This window comes from Enterococcus sp. DIV0174, from assembly GCF_050529065.1.
In the GTDB taxonomy this organism is placed as follows: Bacteria; Bacillota; Bacilli; order Lactobacillales; family Enterococcaceae; genus Enterococcus_B; species Enterococcus_B thailandicus.
Map to the genome: position 1 here is coordinate 286,026 of NZ_CP172881.1, position 24,525 is coordinate 310,550.

General features: G+C 37.0%; 23 protein-coding genes and 1 CRISPR repeat array. Of the genes, 20 read left to right on the forward strand and 3 right to left on the reverse strand.

Annotated elements, in window-relative coordinates; genetic code table 11:
• Positions 1 to 88 precede the first annotated feature (88 nt).
• Positions 89 to 916: direct repeats of the CRISPR family, unit length 36 nt; unit sequence GTTTTAGAGCTATGTTGTTTTGAATGCTTCCAAAAC.
• 137 nt (positions 917 to 1,053) lie between these two features.
• The gene (locus IGJ93_RS01420) at positions 1,054 to 1,188 is read left to right on the forward strand and encodes a hypothetical protein (RefSeq protein ID WP_256869189.1); all 135 of its coding nucleotides are present in this window, start codon (positions 1,054 to 1,056) and stop codon (positions 1,186 to 1,188) included.
• 54 nt (positions 1,189 to 1,242) lie between these two features.
• Positions 1,243 to 1,710: a hypothetical protein gene (locus IGJ93_RS01425; RefSeq protein WP_071868597.1), complete on the forward strand. Its 468-nt coding sequence runs from the start codon at positions 1,243 to 1,245 to the stop codon at positions 1,708 to 1,710.
• A 455-nt stretch (positions 1,711 to 2,165) separates the two neighbouring features.
• Here the strand turns inward: IGJ93_RS01425 and IGJ93_RS01430 are convergent, their stop codons facing one another.
• Complete coding sequence (locus IGJ93_RS01430) at positions 2,166 to 2,495, reverse strand: AzlD domain-containing protein (RefSeq protein WP_071868598.1); 330 nt, start codon at positions 2,493 to 2,495, stop codon at positions 2,166 to 2,168.
• A complete protein-coding gene (locus IGJ93_RS01435; protein WP_071868599.1) occupies positions 2,482 to 3,189 on the reverse strand; it encodes an AzlC family ABC transporter permease in 708 nt (235 codons plus the stop codon). The genes IGJ93_RS01430 and IGJ93_RS01435 overlap by 14 nt, the downstream gene beginning before the upstream one ends.
• Before the next feature lie 191 nt (positions 3,190 to 3,380).
• Here IGJ93_RS01435 and IGJ93_RS01440 point away from each other — a divergent pair, with 191 nt between their 5' ends.
• The 15 genes from IGJ93_RS01440 to IGJ93_RS01510 all read left to right on the forward strand — a co-directional run bounded on the left by IGJ93_RS01440 (position 3,381) and on the right by IGJ93_RS01510 (position 21,476).
• Complete coding sequence (locus tag IGJ93_RS01440; RefSeq protein ID WP_071868600.1) at positions 3,381 to 3,977, forward strand: NUDIX hydrolase N-terminal domain-containing protein; 597 nt, start codon at positions 3,381 to 3,383, stop codon at positions 3,975 to 3,977.
• Between the two features lie 136 nt (positions 3,978 to 4,113).
• Positions 4,114 to 4,566 (forward strand): MarR family winged helix-turn-helix transcriptional regulator, encoded by a 453-nt coding sequence (locus tag IGJ93_RS01445; protein WP_067483132.1) that lies wholly within the window; start codon positions 4,114 to 4,116, stop codon positions 4,564 to 4,566.
• Positions 4,567 to 4,584: 18 nt separating this feature from the next.
• The gene (locus IGJ93_RS01450; protein ID WP_067483130.1) at positions 4,585 to 5,121 is read left to right on the forward strand and encodes a GNAT family N-acetyltransferase; all 537 of its coding nucleotides are present in this window, start codon (positions 4,585 to 4,587) and stop codon (positions 5,119 to 5,121) included.
• 1 nt (position 5,122) lies between these two features.
• On the forward strand, positions 5,123 to 5,836 hold the full coding sequence (locus tag IGJ93_RS01455; protein ID WP_067483694.1) for a B3/B4 domain-containing protein: 714 nt from the start codon (positions 5,123 to 5,125) through the stop codon (positions 5,834 to 5,836).
• Between the two features lie 189 nt (positions 5,837 to 6,025).
• Complete coding sequence (locus IGJ93_RS01460) at positions 6,026 to 7,339, forward strand: NCS2 family permease (RefSeq protein WP_067483128.1); 1,314 nt, start codon at positions 6,026 to 6,028, stop codon at positions 7,337 to 7,339.
• A gap of 156 nt (positions 7,340 to 7,495) precedes the next feature.
• On the forward strand, positions 7,496 to 8,059 hold the full coding sequence (locus IGJ93_RS01465; RefSeq protein ID WP_067483127.1) for a polymer-forming cytoskeletal protein: 564 nt from the start codon (positions 7,496 to 7,498) through the stop codon (positions 8,057 to 8,059).
• A gap of 345 nt (positions 8,060 to 8,404) precedes the next feature.
• On the forward strand, positions 8,405 to 10,018 hold the full coding sequence (locus tag IGJ93_RS01470; RefSeq protein ID WP_075490980.1) for a glycoside hydrolase family 13 protein: 1,614 nt from the start codon (positions 8,405 to 8,407) through the stop codon (positions 10,016 to 10,018).
• A gap of 510 nt (positions 10,019 to 10,528) precedes the next feature.
• The gene (locus IGJ93_RS01475) at positions 10,529 to 11,830 is read left to right on the forward strand and encodes an FAD-dependent oxidoreductase (RefSeq protein ID WP_430596973.1); all 1,302 of its coding nucleotides are present in this window, start codon (positions 10,529 to 10,531) and stop codon (positions 11,828 to 11,830) included.
• Positions 11,820 to 13,280 carry a helix-turn-helix domain-containing protein gene (locus tag IGJ93_RS01480; protein ID WP_067481503.1) on the forward strand — a complete coding sequence of 487 codons (1,461 nt, stop codon included), beginning with the start codon at positions 11,820 to 11,822 and terminating at the stop codon, positions 13,278 to 13,280. The genes IGJ93_RS01475 and IGJ93_RS01480 overlap by 11 nt, the downstream gene beginning before the upstream one ends.
• 149 nt (positions 13,281 to 13,429) lie before the next feature.
• Entirely contained in the window at positions 13,430 to 14,926 is a 1,497-nt protein-coding gene (gene glpK / locus IGJ93_RS01485) for a glycerol kinase GlpK (protein WP_067481501.1), read from the forward strand.
• 13 nt (positions 14,927 to 14,939) lie between these two features.
• Entirely contained in the window at positions 14,940 to 16,772 is a 1,833-nt protein-coding gene (gene glpO, locus IGJ93_RS01490) for a type 1 glycerol-3-phosphate oxidase (protein ID WP_284591044.1), read from the forward strand.
• Complete coding sequence (locus tag IGJ93_RS01495; protein ID WP_067481497.1) at positions 16,769 to 17,485, forward strand: MIP/aquaporin family protein; 717 nt, start codon at positions 16,769 to 16,771, stop codon at positions 17,483 to 17,485. The genes glpO and IGJ93_RS01495 overlap by 4 nt, the downstream gene beginning before the upstream one ends.
• Before the next feature lie 149 nt (positions 17,486 to 17,634).
• The gene (locus tag IGJ93_RS01500; protein ID WP_311801921.1) at positions 17,635 to 18,516 is read left to right on the forward strand and encodes a VOC family protein; all 882 of its coding nucleotides are present in this window, start codon (positions 17,635 to 17,637) and stop codon (positions 18,514 to 18,516) included.
• A gap of 379 nt (positions 18,517 to 18,895) precedes the next feature.
• Positions 18,896 to 20,827, forward strand: a complete 1,932-nt coding sequence (locus IGJ93_RS01505; protein WP_270492905.1) for an endonuclease MutS2 — start codon at positions 18,896 to 18,898, stop codon at positions 20,825 to 20,827.
• An 85-nt stretch (positions 20,828 to 20,912) separates the two neighbouring features.
• Positions 20,913 to 21,476, forward strand: coding sequence for a CDP-alcohol phosphatidyltransferase family protein (locus IGJ93_RS01510; protein ID WP_067481491.1), 564 nt, complete (start codon positions 20,913 to 20,915; stop codon positions 21,474 to 21,476).
• Between the two features lie 198 nt (positions 21,477 to 21,674).
• On the opposite strand, the gene IGJ93_RS01515 is transcribed toward IGJ93_RS01510, so the two are convergent.
• On the reverse strand, positions 21,675 to 21,911 hold the full coding sequence (locus IGJ93_RS01515) for a metal-sensitive transcriptional regulator (protein ID WP_067481516.1): 237 nt from the start codon (positions 21,909 to 21,911) through the stop codon (positions 21,675 to 21,677).
• A 205-nt stretch (positions 21,912 to 22,116) separates the two neighbouring features.
• Here IGJ93_RS01515 and IGJ93_RS01520 point away from each other — a divergent pair, with 205 nt between their 5' ends.
• From IGJ93_RS01520 to IGJ93_RS01530, 3 genes are read left to right on the forward strand one after another with little or no spacing between them, the layout of a single operon-like run.
• Positions 22,117 to 22,431 carry a rhodanese-like domain-containing protein gene (locus IGJ93_RS01520; protein WP_067481490.1) on the forward strand — a complete coding sequence of 105 codons (315 nt, stop codon included), beginning with the start codon at positions 22,117 to 22,119 and terminating at the stop codon, positions 22,429 to 22,431.
• A 1-nt stretch (position 22,432) separates the two neighbouring features.
• The gene (locus tag IGJ93_RS01525) at positions 22,433 to 24,082 is read left to right on the forward strand and encodes an FAD-dependent oxidoreductase (RefSeq protein ID WP_067481488.1); all 1,650 of its coding nucleotides are present in this window, start codon (positions 22,433 to 22,435) and stop codon (positions 24,080 to 24,082) included.
• Positions 24,075 to 24,371 (forward strand): rhodanese-like domain-containing protein, encoded by a 297-nt coding sequence (locus IGJ93_RS01530; RefSeq protein ID WP_311798017.1) that lies wholly within the window; start codon positions 24,075 to 24,077, stop codon positions 24,369 to 24,371. The genes IGJ93_RS01525 and IGJ93_RS01530 overlap by 8 nt, the downstream gene beginning before the upstream one ends.
• Positions 24,372 to 24,525: the final 154 nt, after the last annotated feature.

Consider the following 24,525-nt stretch of genomic DNA (forward strand, 5'->3'; position numbering starts at 1 on the left):
CAAGTAAATCAAACCAATGAAGCATTCAGGCTAAAGCCTTGCTATGGGCGAATAGTGCGATTACGGAACCTCAAAAATTTGAGCCGAGGTTTTAGAGCTATGTTGTTTTGAATGCTTCCAAAACCAATCCTGTAACGCTTGTTGCTACCAATTTGTTTTAGAGCTATGTTGTTTTGAATGCTTCCAAAACAGTGAAGCCAGAAATTACGCTTGTTGGGACGTTTTAGAGCTATGTTGTTTTGAATGCTTCCAAAACAAGAAGATGTTCAAAACTTTTCTATCGGTAGTTTTAGAGCTATGTTGTTTTGAATGCTTCCAAAACTCTTTTCCAGAGCCTCCACCGTTGCTTGGAGTTTTAGAGCTATGTTGTTTTGAATGCTTCCAAAACAAAACGCCCGTTGTCTGTTCGTCCGCTTTCGTTTTAGAGCTATGTTGTTTTGAATGCTTCCAAAACAAGGTCTAAATCATCTAATGAACGTTCTTCGTTTTAGAGCTATGTTGTTTTGAATGCTTCCAAAACTTCATTGGTTCAGTATTTAGTAATCGTAACGTTTTAGAGCTATGTTGTTTTGAATGCTTCCAAAACTCAAGCTTTCTACTTCCCACACAGTATCCTGTTTTAGAGCTATGTTGTTTTGAATGCTTCCAAAACGTCATTTTGTCACCATGTAACTCAAACCATGTTTTAGAGCTATGTTGTTTTGAATGCTTCCAAAACTCACAAGAAGTACACTAGACTAACTACACGGTTTTAGAGCTATGTTGTTTTGAATGCTTCCAAAACAACAGTTGGGGTAGGAGATACTATTAAATAGTTTTAGAGCTATGTTGTTTTGAATGCTTCCAAAACGCTAGGCGTGTCTGATATTTCTCAAGGGCAGTTTTAGAGCTATGTTGTTTTGAATGCTTCCAAAACGACTATTTTGAAAGTAGTTCATAATCCACTGTTTTAGAGCTATGCTGTTTGACGGACAAACTCATCTGTTTCTGAAAGCAAGCAGTATACATTCATACGATCAAATAAAAAAAGATGTAACAAATGGAAAAATAACAATGATTGAAGATGCAAAAAATTTTGAAGGAAATCCAGTGGTGAGGGTTATAGCACAAACAAGTAAAGAAGATGTCGGAAAGAGTGACACGCTAGGACGAAGCGATTTCCAGTTCCTAGGTGCTAATACTGAATGATTTACACCGCTACTTAGCAAATAGATAGGCAAAAAAAGTGTAAAGGAAGTATTTATGAAAAAGGTTGTTGTTACACTCATAATAATAACTATCCTTGTCGTAGGGTTTCTTTTCGTAGGCGCTAAACGTACAGAAAATCTACTACAAAATAAGGTTGAAAGTACCACTACAAGTGATGAAGAGGCAAATGACAGTTCAATCCAGTTCAAAATTATTGATTCAAATAAAAGAGATTTGGGAAAAATGATTAACCTGAATAAGTTAGACTCAAATGAAATCTGTTTTATCTTTGATTATTTGCCTTTCGATTATTATACTGGTCTTTATTTGGATGGCGAAGAGGTCCAGCAACCAACTGGTGCCACTAAACTGGAATTTGGTTTTTATTTGGATGAAGACAAAAATAGTCAATTTTTGAAAAAAGGGAAACACAAGATTGATATAAAAATAGTTGAAACTAAAGAGGATATTAAAAAAAGGCAATATTTTGAAGAAATATCTTTTGAATATTCCATACAATAATGCTTTAGAGCTATACTGTCTTGAATAGGTACAAAGATTATTTTTGACACAAATCTGAGGGGAATGCTAGAGATTGTGAAATTTTGTTAATTACTTTAAGTTTTTTTGCTACAAAAACTCATGATTCATGAGCTTGATAGGATGATCCTCTCTACTATATACATAATGTTCACCGAGAATAGATAAAGATACGATGTCACTGGCAAATACTTGATATAATCAGAGAAGTAACGAGTACAGATTCAAAGTAGGGAGACTTGAGACTTTTAAATAAACTTCATTTGTTGTTTGAGTTGCAGGTTGATCGTTTCTAGCGTAAAGTTTGCTCTTGTGATTGTATTTCTGATTTTTACGATAATCATATTAGGGACAGTTTCATAAAATTCATAAAAATTAATACAAAAAATCCTACAAATACAGTGTTTTTTACTGTGATTGCAGGATTTTTTTGCTTATTATAAAATGAAAAATCGAAGAGCTGCTAAAGAGATCATCCCTACGATGACAATTACTAGTAAGTTTTTAGAAATGATTGCACTGATTACTGTTGGCAAGGAAGCAAGTAAGTTTTCCCAGTCAATGCTTGGAAGATGTCCCAGGTTTTGAATGAATAAACTATTGAACCATAAGGCAGACATGATAACGATTGGTACGAAGCTCAAAAATTCTGCTACGGGTTGGGAAAAGTTCATTCGCTTAATAAAAAGAAAAGGTAAGACTCGTGATAACCAAGTCGCTAAGCCGCAACCTAAAATAGTAAAAAAAAGATAACTAGTAGAATACATGTTTCATCATCACCCCAAATCCACAGCCTAAAAGTGTTACCACAATAATTAATAAATTACTTGGTATAAAGATTAATCCAAGAACGATTAATACGAGTGTAAATAGAATAACGGAAAATTGCAGAGAAAGAGGTAATGTCCGATCTGCGATTACCTGAAGATAAAGCAGGCCAATAAACATCGCAACAATTGCAAAATCAAGTCCGAGTTGTTTGGGATCGTTAATAAAGTTACCCATCAGAGCACCAATCATTGTTGCTCCAACCCATGTTAAATAAGAAATAATATTTGCTGTATTGAGCCACTCAAATGATAGCTTTCCTTTACTAAAATTCAATTTGTTCATTCCCAACGCAAAACTTTCATCTGTTAGTAGTGTTCCTAGCATCATATTTTGTGCTAATGTATTTTCTTTCAAATAATTTGCTAAGGTTGTACTCATTAAGATCATACGTGAGTTGACTAGAAAAGTGGATAAAATAATTGATAATACAGGGCTTGAAACAGTTAGCATGCTGACAGTGATGAATTGTGCAGAACCTGCGTAAACAAAAGCTGAGAGCATGAAAATAACGAATAAATGAAGACCAGCAGCGTGTCCAACGACACCGAATGCAATGCCAATGCCGATATACCCAAAAACAGTAGGCAAAGTATCTTTAATGGCTGTTTTATAATCTAATTGTCCGTTCATCCTTTTTCTCCTTTCTTGATGTGCCACTAAGAATAGCAGAAAACTTATTGAGTTTCTACTTGTGTGTCAAAATAAATATTTGGAAATTTTCTCTAAAGTTTTGTCAAGAAAATTGAAACATTTAGTTAAGCGTAAACGATTACGTTAGACTGAGAGTAAGTGATTGTATTTTTTGGAAGGAGAAAAGAAGTATGAATGATTTAGAGATGTATCGCAGGCTATTAGCGATTGCTGAAGCAGGATTGTACTATGGAAAAGATGAATTTGACAAAGAGCGGTATCAAGAGTTAAAGAAGCTTTCTTTGGAGCTACTGAGCAAGGTGGGGAAGGAGTCCGTTGACGAGCTATCTCAATTAACAGAAAGAAATGAAGGATACCCGACACCTAAAGTTGATGTTCGCGCGTACATTAAGGAAGAAGCTAAAGTGTTGCTGGTTGAAGACAAAAAAACAAAAGAATGGGCGTTACCAGGTGGTTATGCCGAAGTAGGTTTGTCTCCAAAAGAAAATATTCAAAAAGAAGTATTAGAAGAAACCGGATTAATTGTTCAAGTGAATGATTTATTAGGTGTTTTTGATACGAATTTGAGAAAAGATATTCCGCAAGTCTATCAATATTATAAACTGATTTTTAGTTGCTCGATTATCAAAGGTTCTTTTGTTGAAAATAACGAAACTTCAAATATGGCTTTTTTTGCATTAGATAGCTTACCTAAACTGTCGGTAAAACGAACAACGAGAGAACAACTAGCGTATTTGCAGCAACAAGAGAACACTTATTTTGAGTGAAGTAATTCAAACCATTGAGTCAAATCAATTAGCAGATGAGCGGATTGATTTGGCTCTTAGTTAATCAAAATAAATTGTTGCATTTACAACAAATAAGAGTAAACTAGAAAATAAATAAGTGAAAAGAGGGGTTTAATTGGTAGAGATTCTTCGAGATATTGGTGTGATTGCTCGAGCATTGGACTCAATCAGTAATATTGAATTCAAAGAAGTTGATTTGACACGTGGGCAGTATCTTTACCTGGTTCGAATTTGTGAAAATCCCGGAATTATTCAGGAAAAATTAGCAGAAATGATCAAAGTAGATCGGACAACAACTGCTCGTGCCATTAAAAAATTGGAAAAAAACGGGATGATCAAGAAAGAGCAAGATCAAGAAAATAGAAAAATAAGACATCTTTACCCAACAAGTAAAGGAAAAACTGTTTATCCTTTGATCATTCGAGAAAATGAGCATTCAAATCAAGTTGCGTTACAAGGGATTACAGAAGAGGAAGCACAACAACTGAAAACTTTATTAGAAAAAGTGAGTGCAAACGTAAGTGATGATTGGAATTTTGTAAAAAAAGGAAATAAACGAATTTATTGAAAGGAAATCTTATTTTATATGGAAGAAATAACGCTAAAAAAACTAACAGAAGACGATGCACAACAACTACAAACAATCAGCATTGAAACGTATGTAGACACATTTGGAGAATTCAATACAGCAGAAAATATGGCGACTTATTTGGAAGAAGCTTATGAAATCGATAAGTTACGTCGAGAATTAACTACGATTGGTTCGGAATTTTATTTATTAATGGTGTCCGATATCCCAGCAGCTTATCTAAAAATTAATATTGATGAACAACAATCAGAAGAGATGCCAGCAATCTTTTTAGAAATTGAACGCATTTATGTGCGAAAACAGTTTAAACGTATGGGTCTAGGAAATCGTTTGATGGAACTAGCGATTGCTAAAGCGAAGGAAAAAAAGAAAGAAAAAATTTGGTTAGGTGTTTGGGAACACAATAAAACAGCATTAGCTTTTTATGATAAATGGGGATTTACTCATTTTAGTGAACATATTTTTTATATGGGTGATGATGCACAAACAGATTATATCTTTGTCAAAGAACTTCTTGGAGAGGATGAAAAGTGAAATGAAAAAGGTGATAGTTGATACAACATTTTGGGAAGTTTTTCCGGAGGCGACGATTGAACTACTAGTTATTGAAGGAATGAATAATCAGGTTGATCTGTCCAATGAACCGGGATTTACTCAGTTACTGGATCAAGCGGCGAAAAAAGCACAAGTTTATCTAACGGAGGAGCCATTTAGTCAAAATGAAGTGATTGCACAGTGGCGTAAAGCTTTTACGAAATTCAAAACTAAAAAAGGCGCACGTTCATCAATTGAAGCTTTATTAAAGCGAGTTAGCCAAGGCCGCAAATTTTTGCCAATCAATCCATTAGTGGACTGCTACAACAGTATTTCTTTAGAATATGGTGTGCCATGTGGGGGCGAAGATCTAGAAAAAATCAAAGGTCATTTACAACTGGGAAAAGCAGTTGGTGGCGAAAAATTTTTGCCTTTGGGTGCACTAGATGATGCGCCGGCTTTACCAGAAGAACTAATTTATTTTGATGAAGAGGGCGCAATTTGTCGGTGTTTGAATTGGCGTGAAGCACAGCGAACGATGCTGACGGAAGAAACCACAAAGGCAGTCTTGGTGATTGAGTCAATCAATGAAGAGCAGGCATTTCGTGGCGCACAAGCAATGGAAGCTTTGAAAGAATTAACGGAGAAAACGTTCAACATAACTGGAAAAAGAAGTACGTTAACAGCTGAAAACCCTGAAACGGTTATTCAATAAAAAAACTAATGTTAGTATGATCGTCTTAAATGAAAGCTTAGGCTGGAAAATGTTCGTGTTTTGCTGATTATTCTAAATTTTGGTTTACTTATGTTGCTAATTATTATATGATTAAACACGTCGTTTTAGTGTTTAATCATTTTTTTGCGGACTTATTTTTTAATGTTCGGATTTTTAGGAGGATGTCAGATGAAGGAAAAAATACTTTCCTACTTCGAGCTAGAAAAGCTAAATACTACGGTCAAACGTGAGGTGTTAGCTGGTTTTACTACGTTTATTTCGATGGCGTATATTTTATTTGTTAATCCAACTGTATTGGGTGCTTCTGGTATGGATGAAGGAGCGGTCTTTACAGCAACGGCCTTAGCAAGTGCGCTGGGCTGTATTTTAATGGGCGTTTTAGCACGTTATCCGATAGCAACTGCACCAGCACTAGGAATTAATGCGTTTTTTGCTTATTCTGTTTGTTTGGGAATGGGTATTCCTTGGGAAACAGCACTAGCAGGGGTATTTGTAGCTTCGTTGATTTTTATAATCATTACGATTTTTAAATTACGTGAGATGATTATTGATGCGATTCCAGCAGATTTAAAGTATGCGATTTCTGGGGGAATTGGTTTATTTATTGCTTTCTTAGGTTTAAGTGAAGGTGGAATTATTGTAGCAAATGAATCAACATTGGTAGGCTTAGGCCCGTTGAACGTGGGATCTACTTGGTTAACTATATTTGGTTTGGTAGTGACAGCTATTCTATTGGTTCGTCGTGTTCCAGGTGGAATTTTTATTGGGATGATTGGAACCACATTACTTGGTTTAGTTACTGGTTTGATCCAAATGCCAACACAAATCATTTCAGCTGCACCAAGCTTGAAACCAACATTTTTGGTTGCTCTGAAACACATTGGTGACATTAATTCTCTACAAATGTGGGTCGTTGTCTTAACTTTCTTATTAGTTACTTTCTTTGATACAGCTGGAACTTTAGTTGGTTTAGCCAATCAAGCGGGCTTCATGCGAGAGAACAAAATGCCTCGAGTTGGTAAAGCGTTGGCAGCTGATTCAACAGCAATGTTAGCTGGCTCATTGTTAGGAACTTCGCCAGTTGGCGCCTATGTAGAATCTTCCGCAGGGATTGCCGTGGGCGGACGCTCTGGTTTGACTGCTATTACAACGGGTGGATTTTTCTTACTAGGTTTGTTCTTCTCACCTTTATTAGCAATCGTAACACCACAAGTTACGGCACCAGCATTGATTATTGTAGGTGTACTGATGGCTCAGTCACTTCGCCAAATTGAATGGGGAAAAATGGAAATTGCGATCCCTTCTTTCTTGATTTTGATTGGTATGCCATTAACTTACAGTATCTCTGATGGGATTGCGTTAGGATTTATTTTCTATCCAATCACAATGATTGCTGCCAAACGTGGAAAAGAAGTTTCGCCTATCATGTATTTATTATTCTTTGTTTTTATTGGCTTTATGTGGATTTTAAATGTGAATTAGCAGATAAATCATGGCCTATTTGTAAGTGAAATAACTTACAGATAGGCTTTTTTCTTAATTAAAACAGAAGAAAAGATACAATTTATTGATTTGTAGGCGTTTTATTAGTAAAATTGTGATGAGTAAAACTAACTCACAACAATTGGAGGTAACATCATGAAACACACAAAATTAGCAACAACAGTCGTAACTTTGGCAGCAGCAGGAATGTTTTTAACAGCTTGTGGCTCAGATTCAGATAAAGGAACAGCAGCATCTTCTTCAAGCACTGCTTCAACAACAGAAGTAGTTTCAGGTGCATCAGTAAGTGATAAAGCAAGCGACTTAGAAAAAGCATTAGGTGCTGACGGTAACTGGATCGTTGCAACCACTGCAGACGTTACATTTGATAACGACGTAACCGTTGCTGGTGAATTCCACGACAAAGGTGAAGCAAGTAACGATATCTACCGTAAATTTGCTTTGTATGCACAAGATGATAAACATACAGTAACAGATGAATATACAGTAACAGTTCCAACATTGATCGTTGAATCAGAAAACTTCAACATCGTTCACGGAACAGTTAAAGGAAACATCGAAGTAAAAGCAAACGGCTTTGTTTTAAACGGTGCTAAAGTTGACGGAAACATCACATTTGAAAAACAAGAATATAAAGATTCTGCTGTTTTAGATGAAGATGGTGCATCAGTAACTGGTGACGTAACAGTCGCTGAATAAAATGATGTATTTAACTAAATAACATCTAGCTTTTTCACCAAGTGATCTTGGTAGAGAGAAGTAATCCAGAGGAGAAGTCCTCTGGATTTTTTTGTGTTGTGGTGAGATGTTAATTGATTCAAAAATTGTTATCGTTAACATTCATCACGAATATTCTTTCTAGTGATTGTTGTGAAAGGCTTTTTGTTTTTTTTAATGAAAAACGACAAGAAACGGTCTATTTACTATTTGATTTAGTCACGCTACAATTCAATCAACAAGATTTAAAGCGAAAAAGCTAATTTAGTTGAACAAAAACGTAAGCGATTTCTTTTTTGCTTTAGTAAATGTGCAGGAGGAATGAATATGAGTGAACAGTGGTGGCAACGCGCAGTCGTGTATCAAATTTATCCACGTAGTTTTCAAGATACAAATGGAGATGGAATTGGCGATTTACAAGGAATCATTCGGCGATTAGATTATTTAGAAAATTTAGGGATTGATGCTATCTGGCTTTCACCTGTTTATCAATCACCGAACGACGATAATGGGTACGACATCAGTAATTACGAAGAAATCATGAGTGAATTTGGCACGATGACGGATATGGAAGAATTGATTGCGGAAGGAAGAAAGAGAAATATCCGAATCATTATGGATTTGGTAGTCAATCATACCTCAGATGAACATGCTTGGTTTGTTGAAGCACGCAAGAGTCCAGAAAATCCTTATCGTGATTACTACATTTGGCGTGACCCTGTTGCCGGTCAGGTGCCTAATGAGCTGCGTTCTACTTTTAGTGGTTCTGCTTGGGAATTTGATGAGGCATCAGGACAATATTTCTTGCATTTATTTAGTAAAAAACAACCGGATTTAAACTGGGAAAATGAAAAAGTTCGTCAAGAAGTCTATGACATGATGAATTTTTGGATTGAAAAAGGCGTCGGCGGATTCCGAATGGACGTGATTGACTTGATAGGCAAACTTCCAGATCAAGAAATTACAGGAAATGGACCAAGACTTCATGAATATTTACAGGAAATGAATACTGAAACGTTTGGTGGAAAAGATCTCTTAACGGTTGGCGAAACATGGGGTGCCACGCCAGAAATTGCGAAGCGATATTCTGATCCGAAGCGAAATGAACTATCTATGGTTTTCCAATTTGAACATGTTGGCTTAGACCAACAAGTAGGAAAAGAAAAATGGGATTTAGCACCATTAGATTTAACCAAGTTGAAGGAAGTATTGTCAAAATGGCAAACTTCTTTAGGAAACGAAGGATGGAATAGTTTATTTTGGAATAACCATGATTTGCCGCGAATCGTTTCAAGATGGGGAAACGACCAACAGTATCGAGTAGAGAGTGCCAAAATGTTTGCGATTCTTTTGCACATGATGAAAGGGACGCCGTATATTTATCAAGGAGAAGAAATTGGAATGACGAATTATCCGATTTCTGACATTTCAGAAGCAGAAGACATTGAAACCATCAATATGTATCATGAACGAATTGAAAAAGGCTATACCAAAGAAGAAATTATTCGGTCAATCAATACAAAAGGACGAGATAACGCACGTACCCCCATGCAGTGGGACGACAGTCCAAACGGTGGATTCACTACAGGAACACCATGGTTACATGTGAATCCAAACTATCAAACGATCAATGTGGAACAAGCATTAACAGATTCGAGTTCGATTTTTTATACCTATCAGCAATTGATTGCTTTACGAAAAGAACATGACGTTATTGTGTGGGGGGAGTATGAATTAGTGCAAACATCCACAGAGATTTTTGCTTATTTACGTAGTTTAGGTGATGAAAAATGGCTGATTGCATGCAATTTATCTGAACAAAGTCAGACACTTTCAGTTCCAAAAAGTAAAGAAATTATTTTAACCAACTATGAATTGACTGAGGTACCTGTTGGGGAAGTGACGATGCGTCCTTATGAAGCGTTTGTGTTAAAGGTTTGACAAGAAATAAACGATAAAAGTCAGGCAATTCCAATAATTTTCGTGAGCTGTCTGACTTTATTGACAAGTTATTACGAAAAAATAGGTATAGATTTTTGACAAATAATCCAAAGCATCATATGATATGCACACATGATTTTTTCAACAAAGGTATACAATTGTTTTGTAACTTTAAATAACGAAAATTAAGATGCTTGAATCATTTTTTTCGTGAAAAGAAAGAGTAGCTAACAAATGCAACCGGCGTGGTTCAAATCATTGGAAGTTTTTGCTTAAGTAATAATTCTTGATCAGAAACTTTACATAAATTCGCTCCAATTCATTTACAATTCAAACACACACAAGAAAACTTAGTAAAAGAGACGAACTCACCTGAGGGAGAGAAGGATTCTTTTTTTCTGAGTTTTTTTGTTGTTTTTAAGAAAAAATCGTTAAGAAGAGTGATATTTTTGAAACATTTTGGTTGAAATGCTATTCTGCAAATAGGAAGATCAGAAAAGGAGAACATAGATGAAGATTGTAATCATTGGTGGTTCATTCGCAGGAATCCGCGCAGCTCAATTACTTAACGAAGCGTGTCCACAAGCAGAAATCTATTTGATCGAAAAACAAAATGAAATCGGTTTTATCCCAAGTAGCTTTCATCTGCTTTTGACGAAACAAATCGTTGATAAAAAACAAAGTCACTGGATAACAAAAGAAAGACTTGAAGAAACTAGTCGAATCAATGTATTGACACAAAAGTCAGCGATTGGATTAGTTGAAAACGAAGTGTTATTAGACAACGGCGAAAAGGTGCCTTTTGACCAATTGATTATTGCGACGGGTTCAGCACAAAGCTTTAAACGATTGGACGAGGCTGAGGCACAGCATATTTATTCAGTTAAGAGTGGAACCAATTTTACTGAGCTGGAAACAGTGCTCGCACAAGCGGATAAAGTAGCGGTGGTTGGGGGCGGCCAAGTGGGTGTGGAATTAGCAGAAGACTTAACAACTCTAGGGAAGAAAGTTGATCTTTATGAAAGCCGCAACCAGATTTTGTTTCGTTATCTTGATGAACAAATGGCAGAGCCAATCCTGAATGAGATGACAAAAAGCGGCATACAGCTTTTCTTGAATGAACAAGTCCAAGTTTTAGCCGATAAAAATGGTGCTATTTTAGAATCTGAAAAACGCAAAGCTCGTTATGATGTAGTTTTATTAGCGAATCATACGCGCCCAGATAACCGTTTGTGGGCAGAGACTATCAAGCTGAATGATGATGGAACGATTTGGGTAGACGACTATTTACGAACTTCACGAAAAGATGTGTATGCTATTGGCGATGCCATCCAAGTAACCTTTCGACCAACACAAGAAAAAATGTATGTTTCGCTAGTGAACAATGCCATTCGAACAGCACAAGTAGTTAGTCAAACAATCAGCGGCAAACCGACGAAAGATGTGGGCACCTACCGACCCGTTGGTAATAAATGGTTTGGTCACTTTGTTGGCAGTGTAGGCTTAACGGAAAGTGAACGATTTTTTTATGCAAGAAAAGTTCGGAAAATCAATCAAGAACATCGTGTTTCGCTGACGAATAATGAAAAGATTTCTCTTCAGTTATTAGTTGATCAAGAGACGGATCAGTTGATTGGTGCACAACTTCAAAGTAAATCATCGGTTTTCCGATTATTGGATTTATTGACGATTGCGATTGAGCAGCAGTGGACGCTACAACAACTGGAAGCGCATGAGTTATTTTTCCAACCAGAATACCGGACTCCAGAAACGATTTTGACAGAGATGAGTGGGTCTTCCTATGAGGATTGAAGAATTACTAGAAAAGAAGGAGCAACTACAAGTAACAATTTTACGTCAGTTGGTCTTGCGAGGTGGACAGGCATCCTTGAATGAGTTACGTCATGAGGTGGATTTGTCCAAGTCATCCTTTGATTCCTACTTGGAAGAAATTGAACTGATTGGTTTAAGTATGCAAAAAAAAGTAGAAGTTGTTCGAACCGATTATCAAGTAATCTTGTCTTTGGATGAAACAGTAAGTTTGGAACAAATTGTGTTACATCTTTTACAAGATAGCTTGAAATATAAATTACTGACATATTTATTGGAACATCAGCAAGCTTCAATCGTTCAATTAGCAACGGCTTTTTCTATCAGTGAGTCGTCTGTTTTTCGTAAAATCAAAGAATTAAATCTATTATTGAAAGAGTTTGGAATCCAGATAAAGAATGGTCAACTTTACGGAGAAGAACTCCAAGTACGGTATTTTTATTACGAATTATTCCAATTTATTCCTGAAGAACAACGTCCACTTTATCTTCAAAATACACCAGATAAAAAGACCATTATTTTAGGGTTGGAAAATGTGTTAGAAACTAGTTTTTCCGCATTTTCGACTGCCCAACTAGCTTGTTGGGTTGGAATTACGAAGAAGCGATTGGTGAGCGAAAAAACTACTTTTTCAACTTTGCGGGAAAAGAAAAAGCTGTATCAAGAGGACCGGCTATATCAAGCAGTTGACTCGATCTTGATTTTATATTTGAGTCGATTAGCAGCGGATTTAAGTGCATATGAAACACTGATGTTTTATAGTTTTTTTGTTTCTTTTTCTATTTTAGAAGAGGAGACTTTTTACCAATATGAGTTAACCCGAAGCAAAAAATTACCAACTGCGGTTTTGGATACATACATTCGAGAAACAATGTTATGGCATTACCGTCCAAGGAGATTAAAAATCAGTGAAGAAAAGGCTGTGGGGTATCAACTCTCGCAAATCAACAATGAATTATATTTCTTTTATGGTAAATTAACGATTTATGATCGTAAACATTTGCTCGAACAGCAGAAAAAAATGCTTGGTCATTCTTTGAGCAAGTTATTGGAACAACTAAAAGAAACAGCAATCAAGCAGTTACCTGCGAAAAAGTTTGATGCTCAAACGTTGGATAACTTAATGATTTTATATGCCAGCGTTCTGATGATGATTGATTTTTATATTGCTAAATTGGTAGTTATCGGGATTGATTTGACAACGTTACCGATTTACCGCATTGCTTTCCAACAATTTTTATTGAGCGAGCTTAAGGGAATCAGCGGTGTTCAGGTAGAATCGTATCAAGAAGGGAAAAAATACGATCTTATCATAACGTTTAATCAAATCAATAAGGAAGAGAATCGGTATTATCTTTCTGAATTTGCTTCTAGTTATGACATTGTGCGATTGAAAAAACAAATTGAACGCTACAAAAAAGAAAAAAATTAATATCTTTGAAAACCAGATGTATCAAGGGGTTGAAAGAAAACTGTCAAAAATAATTCAAAAAAATCAATTTTTGGCAGTTTCTTTTTTTAAATACATTGTATGATTAGTTCAGTTAAAGAAAGCGTTTGCAAAAAAATGGAGGGATAACAATGACAGAATCAACTTACATTATGGCCATTGATCAAGGAACAACGAGCTCACGAGCGATCATCTTTGACAAAAAGGGAAGACACATCGGCAGTTCGCAAAAAGAGTTCACTCAACATTTTCCTCAAGATGGTTGGGTAGAGCACGATGCAAATGAAATTTGGAACTCAGTTCAATCAGTGATTGCAGGAGCATTTATTGAATCAGGAATCAAACCCAATCAAATCGCTGGGATTGGTATTACGAATCAACGTGAAACGACAGTTATTTGGGAAAAAGATACAGGACGACCAATTTATCACGCAATTGTTTGGCAATCTCGTCAATCAGCAGATATTGCGAATCAATTGAAAGAAGAAGGTTATCAAAAATTCTTCCATGAAAAAACAGGATTAGTGATTGATGCTTACTTCTCGGCTACTAAAATTCGTTGGATTTTAGACCATGTGGAGGGTGCGCAAGAGCGTGCAGAAAAAGGCGAATTACTTTTTGGAACAATTGATTCATGGTTGGTTTGGAAGTTGACGGATGGACAAGCACACGTAACAGACTATTCAAACGCCAGCAGAACGATGTTGTTTAATATTCATAATTTAGAATGGGATCAAGAGATTCTTGATTTGTTGAACATTCCTCGTGCAATGCTACCAAAAGCAACGTCAAATTCAGAAGTGTATGGTCATACACAAGGCTATCATTTTTATGGTAGTGAAGCACCAATTTCAGGAATGGCTGGCGACCAACAAGCAGCATTATTTGGTCAGATGGCATTTGAACCTGGGATGGTAAAAAATACGTATGGTACAGGTTCATTTATTGTCATGAACACTGGAGAAACGCCGCAATTATCAAAAAATAATTTATTAACCACGATTGGTTATGGGATCAATGGCAAAGTGTACTATGCGTTAGAAGGAAGTATTTTTGTGGCAGGCTCTTCTATCCAATGGCTACGCGATGGGTTACAGATGATGCAAAAAGCAAGTGACTCAGAGGAAGCGGCAAGACGTTCAACAAGTGATGATGAAGTCTATGTTGTTCCAGCATTTGTAGGTCTAGGTGCCCCTTATTGGGATCAAGCCGCACGTGGAGCAATGTTTGGGATTACTCGTGGGACGACGAAAGAAGATATCATTAAAGCAACATTACAAGGAATTGCTTACCAAGTGCGTGACATCATTGAAACAATGCAGGCAGATACGGGCATTCAAATTCCAGTATTAAAAGTAGATGGTGGAGCTGCCAACAATGAGTATTTGATGCAATTTCAAACAGATATTTTGAACACACCAATCCAACGAGCTGAAAACTTGGAAACCACTGCTTTAGGAGCAGCTTTCTTGGCAGGTTTAGCAGTAGGTTATTGGAAAGATATGGATGAAATTCGTGAATTTTACGAAGCTGGAAAAATGTTTGAGGTTCAAATGGAAGAACCAAGACGTGAGAAACTTTACAGTGGCTGGAAAAAAGCTGTAGAAGCAACACGCGTATTTGAATAAGGGAGGAAAAACCATGTTCTCAAAGAAAACACGACAAGCAAGTATTCAAGCAATGCAAAAAGAAGAGTTGGATTTACTCATCATTGGTGGTGGGATTACTGGTGCTGGGGTAGCAGTGCAAGCTGCTGCGGCTGGCATGAAGACTGGTTTAATCGAAATGCAAGATTTTGCTGAAGGAACTTCTTCACGTTCAACTAAACTAGTTCATGGTGGAATTCGTTATTTGAAAAATTTTGATGTCGAAGTTGTAGCAGACACAGTTACTGAACGTGCTGTGGTCCAACAGGTTGCACCACACATTCCTAAGCCAGATCCAATGCTACTACCTATTTATGAAGATGAAGGTGCAACGACTTTCAATATGTTTTCTGTCAAAATTGCTATGGATTTATACGATCGTTTGGCTAATGTGATTGGGACAAAGTATGAAAATTATACATTGACGCCAGATGAAGTTTTAAAACGTGAACCATTTTTGAAAAAAGAGGGGTTGTTAGGTGCGGGCGTGTACCTTGATTTTCGTAACAATGATGCACGATTAGTCATTGACAACATCAAAAAAGCAGCTGAAGATGGTGCTTACTTGGTAAGTAAAATGAAAGCGGTTGGCTTTTTGTATGAAGGAAATCAAATCGTTGGCGTTAAAGCAAGAGATTTATTGAGCGACGAAGTAGTTGAAATCAAAGCAAAAGTTGTAATCAATACAAGTGGGCCTTGGGTCGATAAAGTTCGTAATATGAATTTCTCTCGGGCAGTTGTACCAAAAATGCGTCCGACAAAAGGGATTCATCTAGTTGTTGATAGCAAGAAATTACCAGTACCACAACCAACTTATTTTGATACTGGCAAGCAAGATGGCCGAATGGTCTTCGCTATTCCTCGTGAAAACAAAACGTATTTTGGAACAACAGATACGGATTATCAAGGAGAATATACTGATCCAAAAGTAACACAAGAAGATGTTGACTATCTTTTAGATGTTATCAATCATCGTTATCCAGAAGCAGCGATTACTTTAGATGATATTGAAGCAAGCTGGGCGGGATTGCGTCCATTATTGATTGGTAATTCTGGTTCAGATTACAATGGTGGCGATAATGGTTCCATCTCAGATAAAAGTTTTAATCAAGTGATTGATGCAGTAACTCAATTTAAAGAAAATCAACTTTCTCGAATTGAAGTCGAAGATGTCTTGAATCATTTAGAAAATAGTCGTGGCGAAAAAGATTTAGCACCATCTGCCATTTCTCGAGGAAGTTCTCTTGAAATCGAACCAGATGGATTAGTAACTTTGTCAGGTGGGAAAATTACCGATTACCGCAAGATGTCTGAAGGGGCATTGACCTTGATTCGCAAACTATTACAAGAAAAATATGACTTGACCTTCAAAGAAATTGATTCAAAAACCTATGCTATTTCCGGTGGCGATTTTGATCCAACAAAACTAGAAGAAACAGTCGAAGAATTAGCAAAAAGCGGTGTGGAAGCTGGCTTGTCTGAAGAAGATGCACGTTATATCGCTGATTTTTATGGGACGAATGCTAAACGAATCTTTGAATTAGCTAAAGAAATGACACCATATGCTGGGTTGAGTTTGGCAGAATCTGCTCGGTTACGTTACGGGTTAGAAAATGAAATGGTTTTAACACCAGGTGATTACTTCATCCGTCGAACAAACCATATGTTGTTTGAACGCGATCAGTTAGATGAATTAAAACAACCTGTGATTGACGCAATTGCTACTTATTTCAACTGGTCTGAAGAAGAAAAAGAACAAGAAACAAGTCGCTTCAATCAATTGGTCGATGAGTCAGATTTACGTGAATTAAAGGAGGAGAATAAATGAGCGCAGAAATGACCCAAATCATGGGAGAGTTTATTGGTACGTTGATTTTAGTATTACTTGGTGATGGTGTCTGTGCAGCTGTTAACTTGAACAAGAGTAAAGCACAAGCGTCTGGTTGGATCGTCATTGCTTTAGGCTGGGGGATGGCAGTAACGATGGCTGTTTATATTTCTGGGTTTATGGGACCAGCCCACTTAAACCCTGCAGTTAGTATTGCAATGGCGATGACAGGTGCAATCGGTTGGAATCTTGTTTTTCCATTCATTATTGCTCAAATGTTAGGTGCATTTCTTGGTGCAGTATTAGTATGGCTATCTTACTTACCACATTGGGAAGCAACGAAAGATCAAGGTGCTATTTTAGGAACGTTTGCCACTGGACCAGCAATTAGAAATTATCCTGCAAACTTTATTACAGAGTTGATTGGGACCTTTGTTTTAGTTTTAGGTCTACTAGCATTTGGTGAAAATACATTTGCTGCTGGAACGAACGTATTTGCTGTTGGAGGCTTGATTTTAGCAATCGGTCTATCACTTGGTGGACCTACGGGATATGCAATCAATCCAGCTCGTGACTTGGGTCCGCGTATTGCTCACGCCGTGTTACCAATTGGTAATAAAGGAACTTCGGACTGGGCGTATTCTTGGGTACCAGTTCTTGGACCAGTTGTTGGTGCCATCGTAGCTGTCGGTGTCTTTTCATTGATGGTTTGATTATTAGACAAATTAAATCGTGAATCTTTATCAGTGTGAGGTGAAAATTTGCCTCACACTTTTTTTGCGGACAAGCATTTTATTTTAACTTACAAAAAGTAAGCTGTATACTGGATGTAATCAAATAAATAGAAAAAGAGGAAAGTGCGATGGCAATTTTAATACCAGATTTTCAATTAACAGCTACGGCACACATCGGAGTAGTTGCATTAAATGTTTCAAACTTAGTAAAAATGACTGATTTCTATGAACGTGTCATCGGATTAACGTTACTTGAATCAACAGAAAATCAAAGTGTTTTGGGCGTGAAAGATCAAGCGCTATTGATTTTAATCAAAATCGAAAATCCATTACCCGTTACTCGAAAAACTGGGTTATATCATGTCGCGTTTTTATTACCTACACGAGAAGCGTTGGGTGATGCTTTACTTCACTATTTACAAATCGAAGCGCCGATTGCGGGTGCTAGTGACCATGGGTATAGCGAAGCATTGTATCTAACTGATCCCGAAGGAAATGGCATCGAAGTTTATCGAGATAAACCGATGAGTGAATGGACGATTAAAGAAGACGGTGAAATCGTCGGAGTAACGGAAGAGTTGGATGGCGATGGTGTACTGGAAGCAGCTAGTCGGCACTGGCAAGGCTTTCCTAAGGGGACGATTGTAGGTCATGTTCATTTAAAAGTTAGTGATTTAGACCAAACACAAACATTTTTTACAGAAGTGCTCGGGTTGAGTTTGAAAAATGATTTTGGTAATCAAGCAAAATTTTTTGCGGCAGGTTCTTATCATCATCATATTGGTAGCAACATTTGGTTAGGTACACATATCCCAGCGATGGAGCCCAATGATCTTGGCTTAAATTACTATACGTTTGAAGTACCACTAGCTGAATTGACTCGTCTAGAGAAACATTGGAAAACAAAAACAATCGACTATGAAAAAAATGAAGAAGGACAATTGATTCTTTTTGATCCAAATGGAATTCAAATCAGAATCACTGGCAGAAATCCACAGATTGATGCATAAAATTGACAAACTAAAATTCGCTTGCTATATTTAAGTAGAAAATAAATAAACCTAGATGAATGGGGAATTTTTGTGAGTGTAGCAGGTATCTAATTAGTAAGTTGAATAACCAATGAACCACTAGTGGTTTATTTGGTGTGCTTATGAGTGATACCTGTCAGAAGAACATACTTTTTGACCTTTTAAGGATGGGACACAACTTCTAAGCTGTGTTGCGTCCTTTTTTTGTACGAAAAAAGACGTCATAAGCGAATGTGGGTTGCGTTGCTCCAATGAGTTTTGAAAAGGGTTTGAAGTAAGTGTTTATTTTGTGCAATGAAATGTTTCTAGGTGTTTATTTATTTTGAGACGGGTATCTCTTCGCAGAAAAGGAGAGAATATGAATAATCAAATGATTGAAAAACTACAATTTAATGAAATCAAAGAAGAAGTAAAAAAACGTGCGATTGGGCAATACACCAAGGAGCGAATTGAACAAACAACTGTTCAAACAAATTTGCAAACTGTTCAGGTTTGGCAAATCGAGACAAAAGAAGCACGAATGATTTTAGAAAGTAACCAACATGTACCATTTATGGGACTTAGTCGAATTGGTTATTTAACAGATCAAGTAAAAAAAGGCTTGATTTTAGCACCCGCAGACTTGGTTGAATATGCTGATTTTTTGAGAAGTAGTCGAATGATTACGAAGTTTTTTGAGAAAAATCAATATCAAACACCCACTTTACATGTGTATAGTAATCATTTGCCAGATTTATTGCCAGTGGAAGAAATGATTTATCAAAAAATAACTAATCAACAAGTAAGCGATGACGCTTCACGAAATTTAAGAAAAGTACGAAAACAATTACAGAATTTAGAAAAAGAAATTCAAGAACGCTTACTAAAAATTTTACGGCATCCGAATCATAAAGAAATGATTCAAGAGGCAATGATTGTTCAAAAGGGTGAGCATTACACGATTCCAATCAAGGCAAGTTATAAAAATAAATTTTCAGGAACGATTATTGAACAATCAAATAAAGGAACGACTGTTTTTATCGAACCCACGGTTATCGCTAAGTCAAACGAGCAGTACCAGTTGCTGAAAGCAGAAGAAATTGCGGAAGAATACCAAGTGTTAGCTGAACTAACCGGGTTACTAGCAGAAGAAGAGCAAGCAATCAGTTTGATTATTGAAACAATTACAGCGTTAGATATCATTTTTGCCCGCGCGAAGTATAGCCGTGAATTACAAGGAATCACGCCACGCGTCAATAAGTCAGAACGAATTTCAATCAAGCAAGGAAAACATCCTTTCTTAGCTGAAAATGCAGTACCATTAGACTTTGAGTTAGGAATTGATTATCGTGGATTGGTGATTACAGGCGCGAATGCTGGTGGGAAAACAGTTGTATTAAAAACAGTAGGATTATTTACATTGATGGCGATGTTTGGTTTGCAAGTTCCAGCACAAGAAGGAACCGAACTTGCTATTTTCGATGAATTATTCGTAGACATTGGCGATCAACAAAATTTAGAAAATGCGTTGAGTACTTTCTCAGGTCATATGCAAAACATTGCAGAAATTCTAAAAAGGGTGAACAGAAATACGTTAGTTTTACTTGATGAAATTGGCAGTGGAACAGAACCAAATGAGGGTGCGGCACTAGCTGTTGCGATTATGGAAACAATGTATGAGCAAGGTGCCTTGTTAGTTGCGACGACCCATTATGGTGAAATCAAAAAGTTTGCTAAGGAGCATGAAGATTTTATTCCTGCAGCGATGGCATTTGATAGAGATGCTTTACAACCGAAATACTTATTACAAGTAGGTGAAACAGGGGATAGCCAAGCGTTGTGGATTGCGAAAAAAATGAAGATGTCTTCCAAACTGATCGATCAAGCACAAACGTATATCCAACAAAAAACGTATCAAACAAAGAAAAAAGACTTTGCTGATTTGGGTCAAATCTTTGAGAATAAAAAGAACGAATTAGCTAAACGGCATTTTGAAAAAGGGGATCGTGTATGGCTAACAGAACATCAAAAAGAGGGACTAGTATTTGAAGATGACGGTTCAGAAAAAGTAATGATTTATTTCAACAACGAAAAGATAGCAGTTCTTCGTCAACGTGTGCAGTTCAGACGAAGTGCAAGTGAACTATATCCTGAAGGTTACGATTTAGATAGTTTGTTTATTGATTTTAAAACGAGAAAAAAACAACGTGATTTAGAAAGAGGATCAAAAAAGGCGCATAAAGAGTTGCTGAAAGAAATGCGTACGCGACAGCATCAAAAGAAAAAAGAAACAGATAGTTACTATCACTAAGAAGCGTAATCCACTACGGTAGTGTTTTAGTAGAGCTTAAGTTAAAATAAAATGGAACAAGTTTTGATAAAGGAGTTGTTAACAGATGAAAATTACGCAAAATTGGCGAGAAGAAATCAAAACAATTCCCAATGGGCTTTCGCTTTTTCGAATCGTTTTGTTGCCGGTATATCTTTATTTTGTTTGGCAACGTTCCTTTTATTTGGCAGGGTTAGTGATTGCTGTCTCAGGATTAACTGATTTTTTGGATGGTTATATCGCGCGCCGTTTCAACCAAATTACTGAATTAGGGAAATTATTAGATCCTTTGTCTGATAAACTTACTCAATTTGTATTGATTTTATCAATGGCATGGTATCGACCATGGATCTGGTTATTGCTGGGGTTATTTGTGATCAAAGAAGGCTTTATGATGATTGCAGGAATAATTGGACTGAAACATGGGGTAAAATTAAGTGGAGCCAAATGGTATGGCAAATTGGCGACAGCAGTGATTTATTTAGGGATGGTAATCTTATTAGTATGTCCTCAATTGGCGGAAACGTGGGTAAGTGTAATCTTCGGTGTAATTGCTATATGCTTGATGTTGTCGTTTGTTCTATATGCCTTAGAGTATCGAAAAATGTTACGTTCGACTAAACTTAACTGAATGTTTTATGAGAAGGTTGTGGCGCAAAGCGTCAAGCTTCAAGCAATAAGGATGCTTTTCTAAAAATAGCTTTCCATATTTTTAAGAAGAGAGGACTTATTGTCGAAGAAACTGCTTTGGGAACACTATTTATTCGGAAGAAAAGGCTGTGACAAAATATTGTCATAGCCTTTTTTTGTGGAGAGGAACCAACAATCTTTATTTTTTAATAATCATATTGATTGCTTGTTCTAGTTTTTTTGACTGTTCTTCAGGATTGGTTTCAGGGTTTTCAAAACAATTTTTAAGATTGTCGGCAACAATCATTCCCATCACCCGATCAATACTTGAACGGACGGCGGTTAGCTGAGTGATGACGTCAATGCACTCTTGTTCATTTTCAATCATTTTTTGAATGCCGCGGATTTGTCCTTCGGTTCGTTTGAGACGATTCATGATTTTTTTGGTTTCTTTGGTTTCGTTTTCCAATGTGACGTCCTCCTTTGATGATAATAAATGAAATATACCTCAGGTAGGTATTTTTTGCAAATAAAAATCTTTTTTTCAAAGTTAACAAAATTGTTTTTCTTGACAGTTTTGAAATACTTCTGTTAAATATACCCCATGAGGTATATTTTTAAAAAAGAAAAGAGGGAAAGGAATGTTTTCATTTTTTAAGGTTATTCCGACAATCACTACGCAAGAATTGGCTGAAAAATTACCAACTAATCCTAAAATTGTTGATGTTCGGACAAGTTCTGAATACCGAGGGGGGCATATTCGACAAGCCAAAAATCTTCCTTTAGCGCAAATCAATAATTATCGCGGAAATCAAGAAGAAACGGTTTATGTGATTTGTCAATCTGGTATGCGGAGTAAACAAGCTGTTAAGAAGTTAAGAAAAGCGGGCTATTCTGCTGTGAATGTTCGTGGTGGTATGAATCAATGGCGTGGAACGAAAGTGAGAGGAAAGTAAAATGAAGATTGTTATTATCGGTGGTGTAGCTGGCGGGATGTCTGCTGCTACGAGATTAAGACGTTTGATGGAAGATGCAGAGATTATCGTATTTGAAAAGGGACCATTTGTTTCGTTTGCAAACTGTGGATTACCTTACTTTGTTTCAGGAGAAATTGATGAGCGAGAAAAGTTATTGGTTCAAACACCAGAAGCATTGGCTGCTCGTTTTCGCTTAGATGTCCGACCAAATCATGAAGTAGTGAACATTTCTCCAGAAGAGAAGCAGGTAGAAGTGGTAGCAAATGGACAGAAAGAAACGGTTGAATATGATGCACTGATTCTATCTCCAGGGGCAAAACCATTTGTTCCTAATATTTCGGGAATTTCAACAGCTGAAAATGTTTTTTCAATCAGAAATGTACCTGATATTGACCGAGTAATGCGTGCATTGGAAGCGAAACCTCAAAAAGCGGTTGTTGTTGGTGCTGGTTTTATCGGTTTAGAGATGGCAGAAAATTTACAAAAGAGTGGACTGCAAGTCACGATTGTAGAGCAGGCGCCACACGTCTTACCAACGCTTGACGAAGAGATGGCAGTCTATGTCCAACAAGAATTAATTAAACAAGGTGTAGCAGTTTTAACAAGTCAATCAGTTGTAGGGTTTGAAGAAAAAGGGAAGAAACTTCGTTTAGCAAATGGTGAAACGTTAGCTTCTGATTTGACGATTTTATCAGTGGGTGTTCAACCAGAAAGTACGTTGGCTGAAAATGCTGGATTAAAACTGGGCTTACGTGGCGGAATCGTTGTGAATGAAAACTATCAAACAAGCAACCCTGCGATTTATGCTGTGGGTGATGCAATCGTAGTCAAACAGCAAATTACTGGTGAAGATGCACTGATTTCGTTAGCTTCTCCAGCCAATCGTCAAGGGCGTCAAGTTGCTGATGTTATTGCTGGGTTGCCGAGAACGAATCAAGGAAGTATTGGAACAGCGATTGTTCGAACGTTTGATTTAGCTGCAGGTTCAACTGGCTTGAGCGAAAAAAGTGCGAAAGCAGCTGGATTGCCAGTGCAAGTGACACATGTGCTTGGAAAAAGTCATGCTTCTTATTATCCTGGTGCAACTGAGTTGTTGTTAAAATTAATTTTTAATCCAATGACTGGTGAAATTTATGGTGCGCAAGGTGTGGGTGTTGCAGGAGTTGATAAGCGTCTAGATATTTTGGCAACAGCAATCAAAGGACAACTGACGATTTTTGATCTACCTGAATTAGAATTTACGTACGCGCCACCGTTTGGTTCGGCAAAAGATCCAGTGAATTTATTAGGATATGCGGCGATGAATATCGCGGAAGGAGTGAGTGAAACGATTCAGTGGCACGAACTTGCAACAGAGCTAGAAAACGGGAAAATTCTTTTAGATGTGCGCGATGAAAATGAGCTAGCTCACGGGAAATTTAAAGAAGCAATCACTATTCCACTAAATGATTTGAGAGAGCGTTTAGGTGAGTTGGATCAAGGCAAAGAATATATTGTGAGTTGTCATAGTGGATTGCGTAGTTATCTTGCGGAGCGTATTTTGAAACAAGCAGGCTTTAAAGTGAAAAATTTAGACGGTGCGTTTGCGCTGTATAAAATGGTGTTACCAGAGGAGATTAGTTATGTATAGAAGTATTGGTCCAGCAGAATTTTATCAAGAAATAAAAAAGAAAAGTATACCTGTTATTGATGTCCGTGAATCAGTTGAGTATCAAATGGGGCATGTGCCAAATGCGGAATCATTTCCGTTAAGTGAGCTAGAAGCTGCCAGCTCACAGTTGAAAAAAGAGAAGACGTATTATGTCATCTGCCAATCAGGCGGACGTTCAGCAACTGCTTGTCATTGGTTAGCTTCACAAGGATTTGATGTTATCAATGTAATGGGGGGAACTTCAGCTTGGCCAGATCGTCTGGTTTAGATGGAACTGAATGATAGAATTTAGTGACTGCTTTTCTTTGGCATGTGATCTCAGTAAATGATCTCAGTAAATGATTTTAATTAGTGATTTAAATAAACAGTTAGCTGATAGCTACTCAATTTGATAATAGTGTAAGAGTGGATTGCTAGTAACT

Coding starts and splice junctions, on each gene's coding strand:
- IGJ93_RS01520 (WP_067481490.1), top strand. CDS start 22,117: ATGTTTTCATTTTTTAAGGTTATTCCGACAATCACTACGCAAGAATTG.
- glpK (WP_067481501.1), top strand. CDS start 13,430: ATGACAGAATCAACTTACATTATGGCCATTGATCAAGGAACAACGAGC.
- IGJ93_RS01420 (WP_256869189.1), top strand. CDS start 1,054: ATGATTGAAGATGCAAAAAATTTTGAAGGAAATCCAGTGGTGAGGGTT.
- IGJ93_RS01510 (WP_067481491.1), top strand. CDS start 20,913: ATGAAAATTACGCAAAATTGGCGAGAAGAAATCAAAACAATTCCCAAT.
- IGJ93_RS01480 (WP_067481503.1), top strand. CDS start 11,820: ATGAGGATTGAAGAATTACTAGAAAAGAAGGAGCAACTACAAGTAACA.
- IGJ93_RS01475 (WP_430596973.1), top strand. CDS start 10,529: ATGAAGATTGTAATCATTGGTGGTTCATTCGCAGGAATCCGCGCAGCT.
- IGJ93_RS01525 (WP_067481488.1), top strand. CDS start 22,433: ATGAAGATTGTTATTATCGGTGGTGTAGCTGGCGGGATGTCTGCTGCT.
- IGJ93_RS01465 (WP_067483127.1), top strand. CDS start 7,496: ATGAAACACACAAAATTAGCAACAACAGTCGTAACTTTGGCAGCAGCA.
- IGJ93_RS01425 (WP_071868597.1), top strand. CDS start 1,243: ATGAAAAAGGTTGTTGTTACACTCATAATAATAACTATCCTTGTCGTA.
- IGJ93_RS01500 (WP_311801921.1), top strand. CDS start 17,635: ATGGCAATTTTAATACCAGATTTTCAATTAACAGCTACGGCACACATC.
- IGJ93_RS01430 (WP_071868598.1), bottom strand. CDS start 2,495: ATGTATTCTACTAGTTATCTTTTTTTTACTATTTTAGGTTGCGGCTTA.
- IGJ93_RS01460 (WP_067483128.1), top strand. CDS start 6,026: ATGAAGGAAAAAATACTTTCCTACTTCGAGCTAGAAAAGCTAAATACT.
- IGJ93_RS01450 (WP_067483130.1), top strand. CDS start 4,585: ATGGAAGAAATAACGCTAAAAAAACTAACAGAAGACGATGCACAACAA.
- glpO (WP_284591044.1), top strand. CDS start 14,940: ATGTTCTCAAAGAAAACACGACAAGCAAGTATTCAAGCAATGCAAAAA.
- IGJ93_RS01515 (WP_067481516.1), bottom strand. CDS start 21,911: ATGAATCGTCTCAAACGAACCGAAGGACAAATCCGCGGCATTCAAAAA.
- IGJ93_RS01495 (WP_067481497.1), top strand. CDS start 16,769: ATGAGCGCAGAAATGACCCAAATCATGGGAGAGTTTATTGGTACGTTG.
- IGJ93_RS01505 (WP_270492905.1), top strand. CDS start 18,896: ATGAATAATCAAATGATTGAAAAACTACAATTTAATGAAATCAAAGAA.
- IGJ93_RS01440 (WP_071868600.1), top strand. CDS start 3,381: ATGAATGATTTAGAGATGTATCGCAGGCTATTAGCGATTGCTGAAGCA.
- IGJ93_RS01455 (WP_067483694.1), top strand. CDS start 5,123: ATGAAAAAGGTGATAGTTGATACAACATTTTGGGAAGTTTTTCCGGAG.
- IGJ93_RS01470 (WP_075490980.1), top strand. CDS start 8,405: ATGAGTGAACAGTGGTGGCAACGCGCAGTCGTGTATCAAATTTATCCA.
- IGJ93_RS01530 (WP_311798017.1), top strand. CDS start 24,075: ATGTATAGAAGTATTGGTCCAGCAGAATTTTATCAAGAAATAAAAAAG.
- IGJ93_RS01435 (WP_071868599.1), bottom strand. CDS start 3,189: ATGAACGGACAATTAGATTATAAAACAGCCATTAAAGATACTTTGCCT.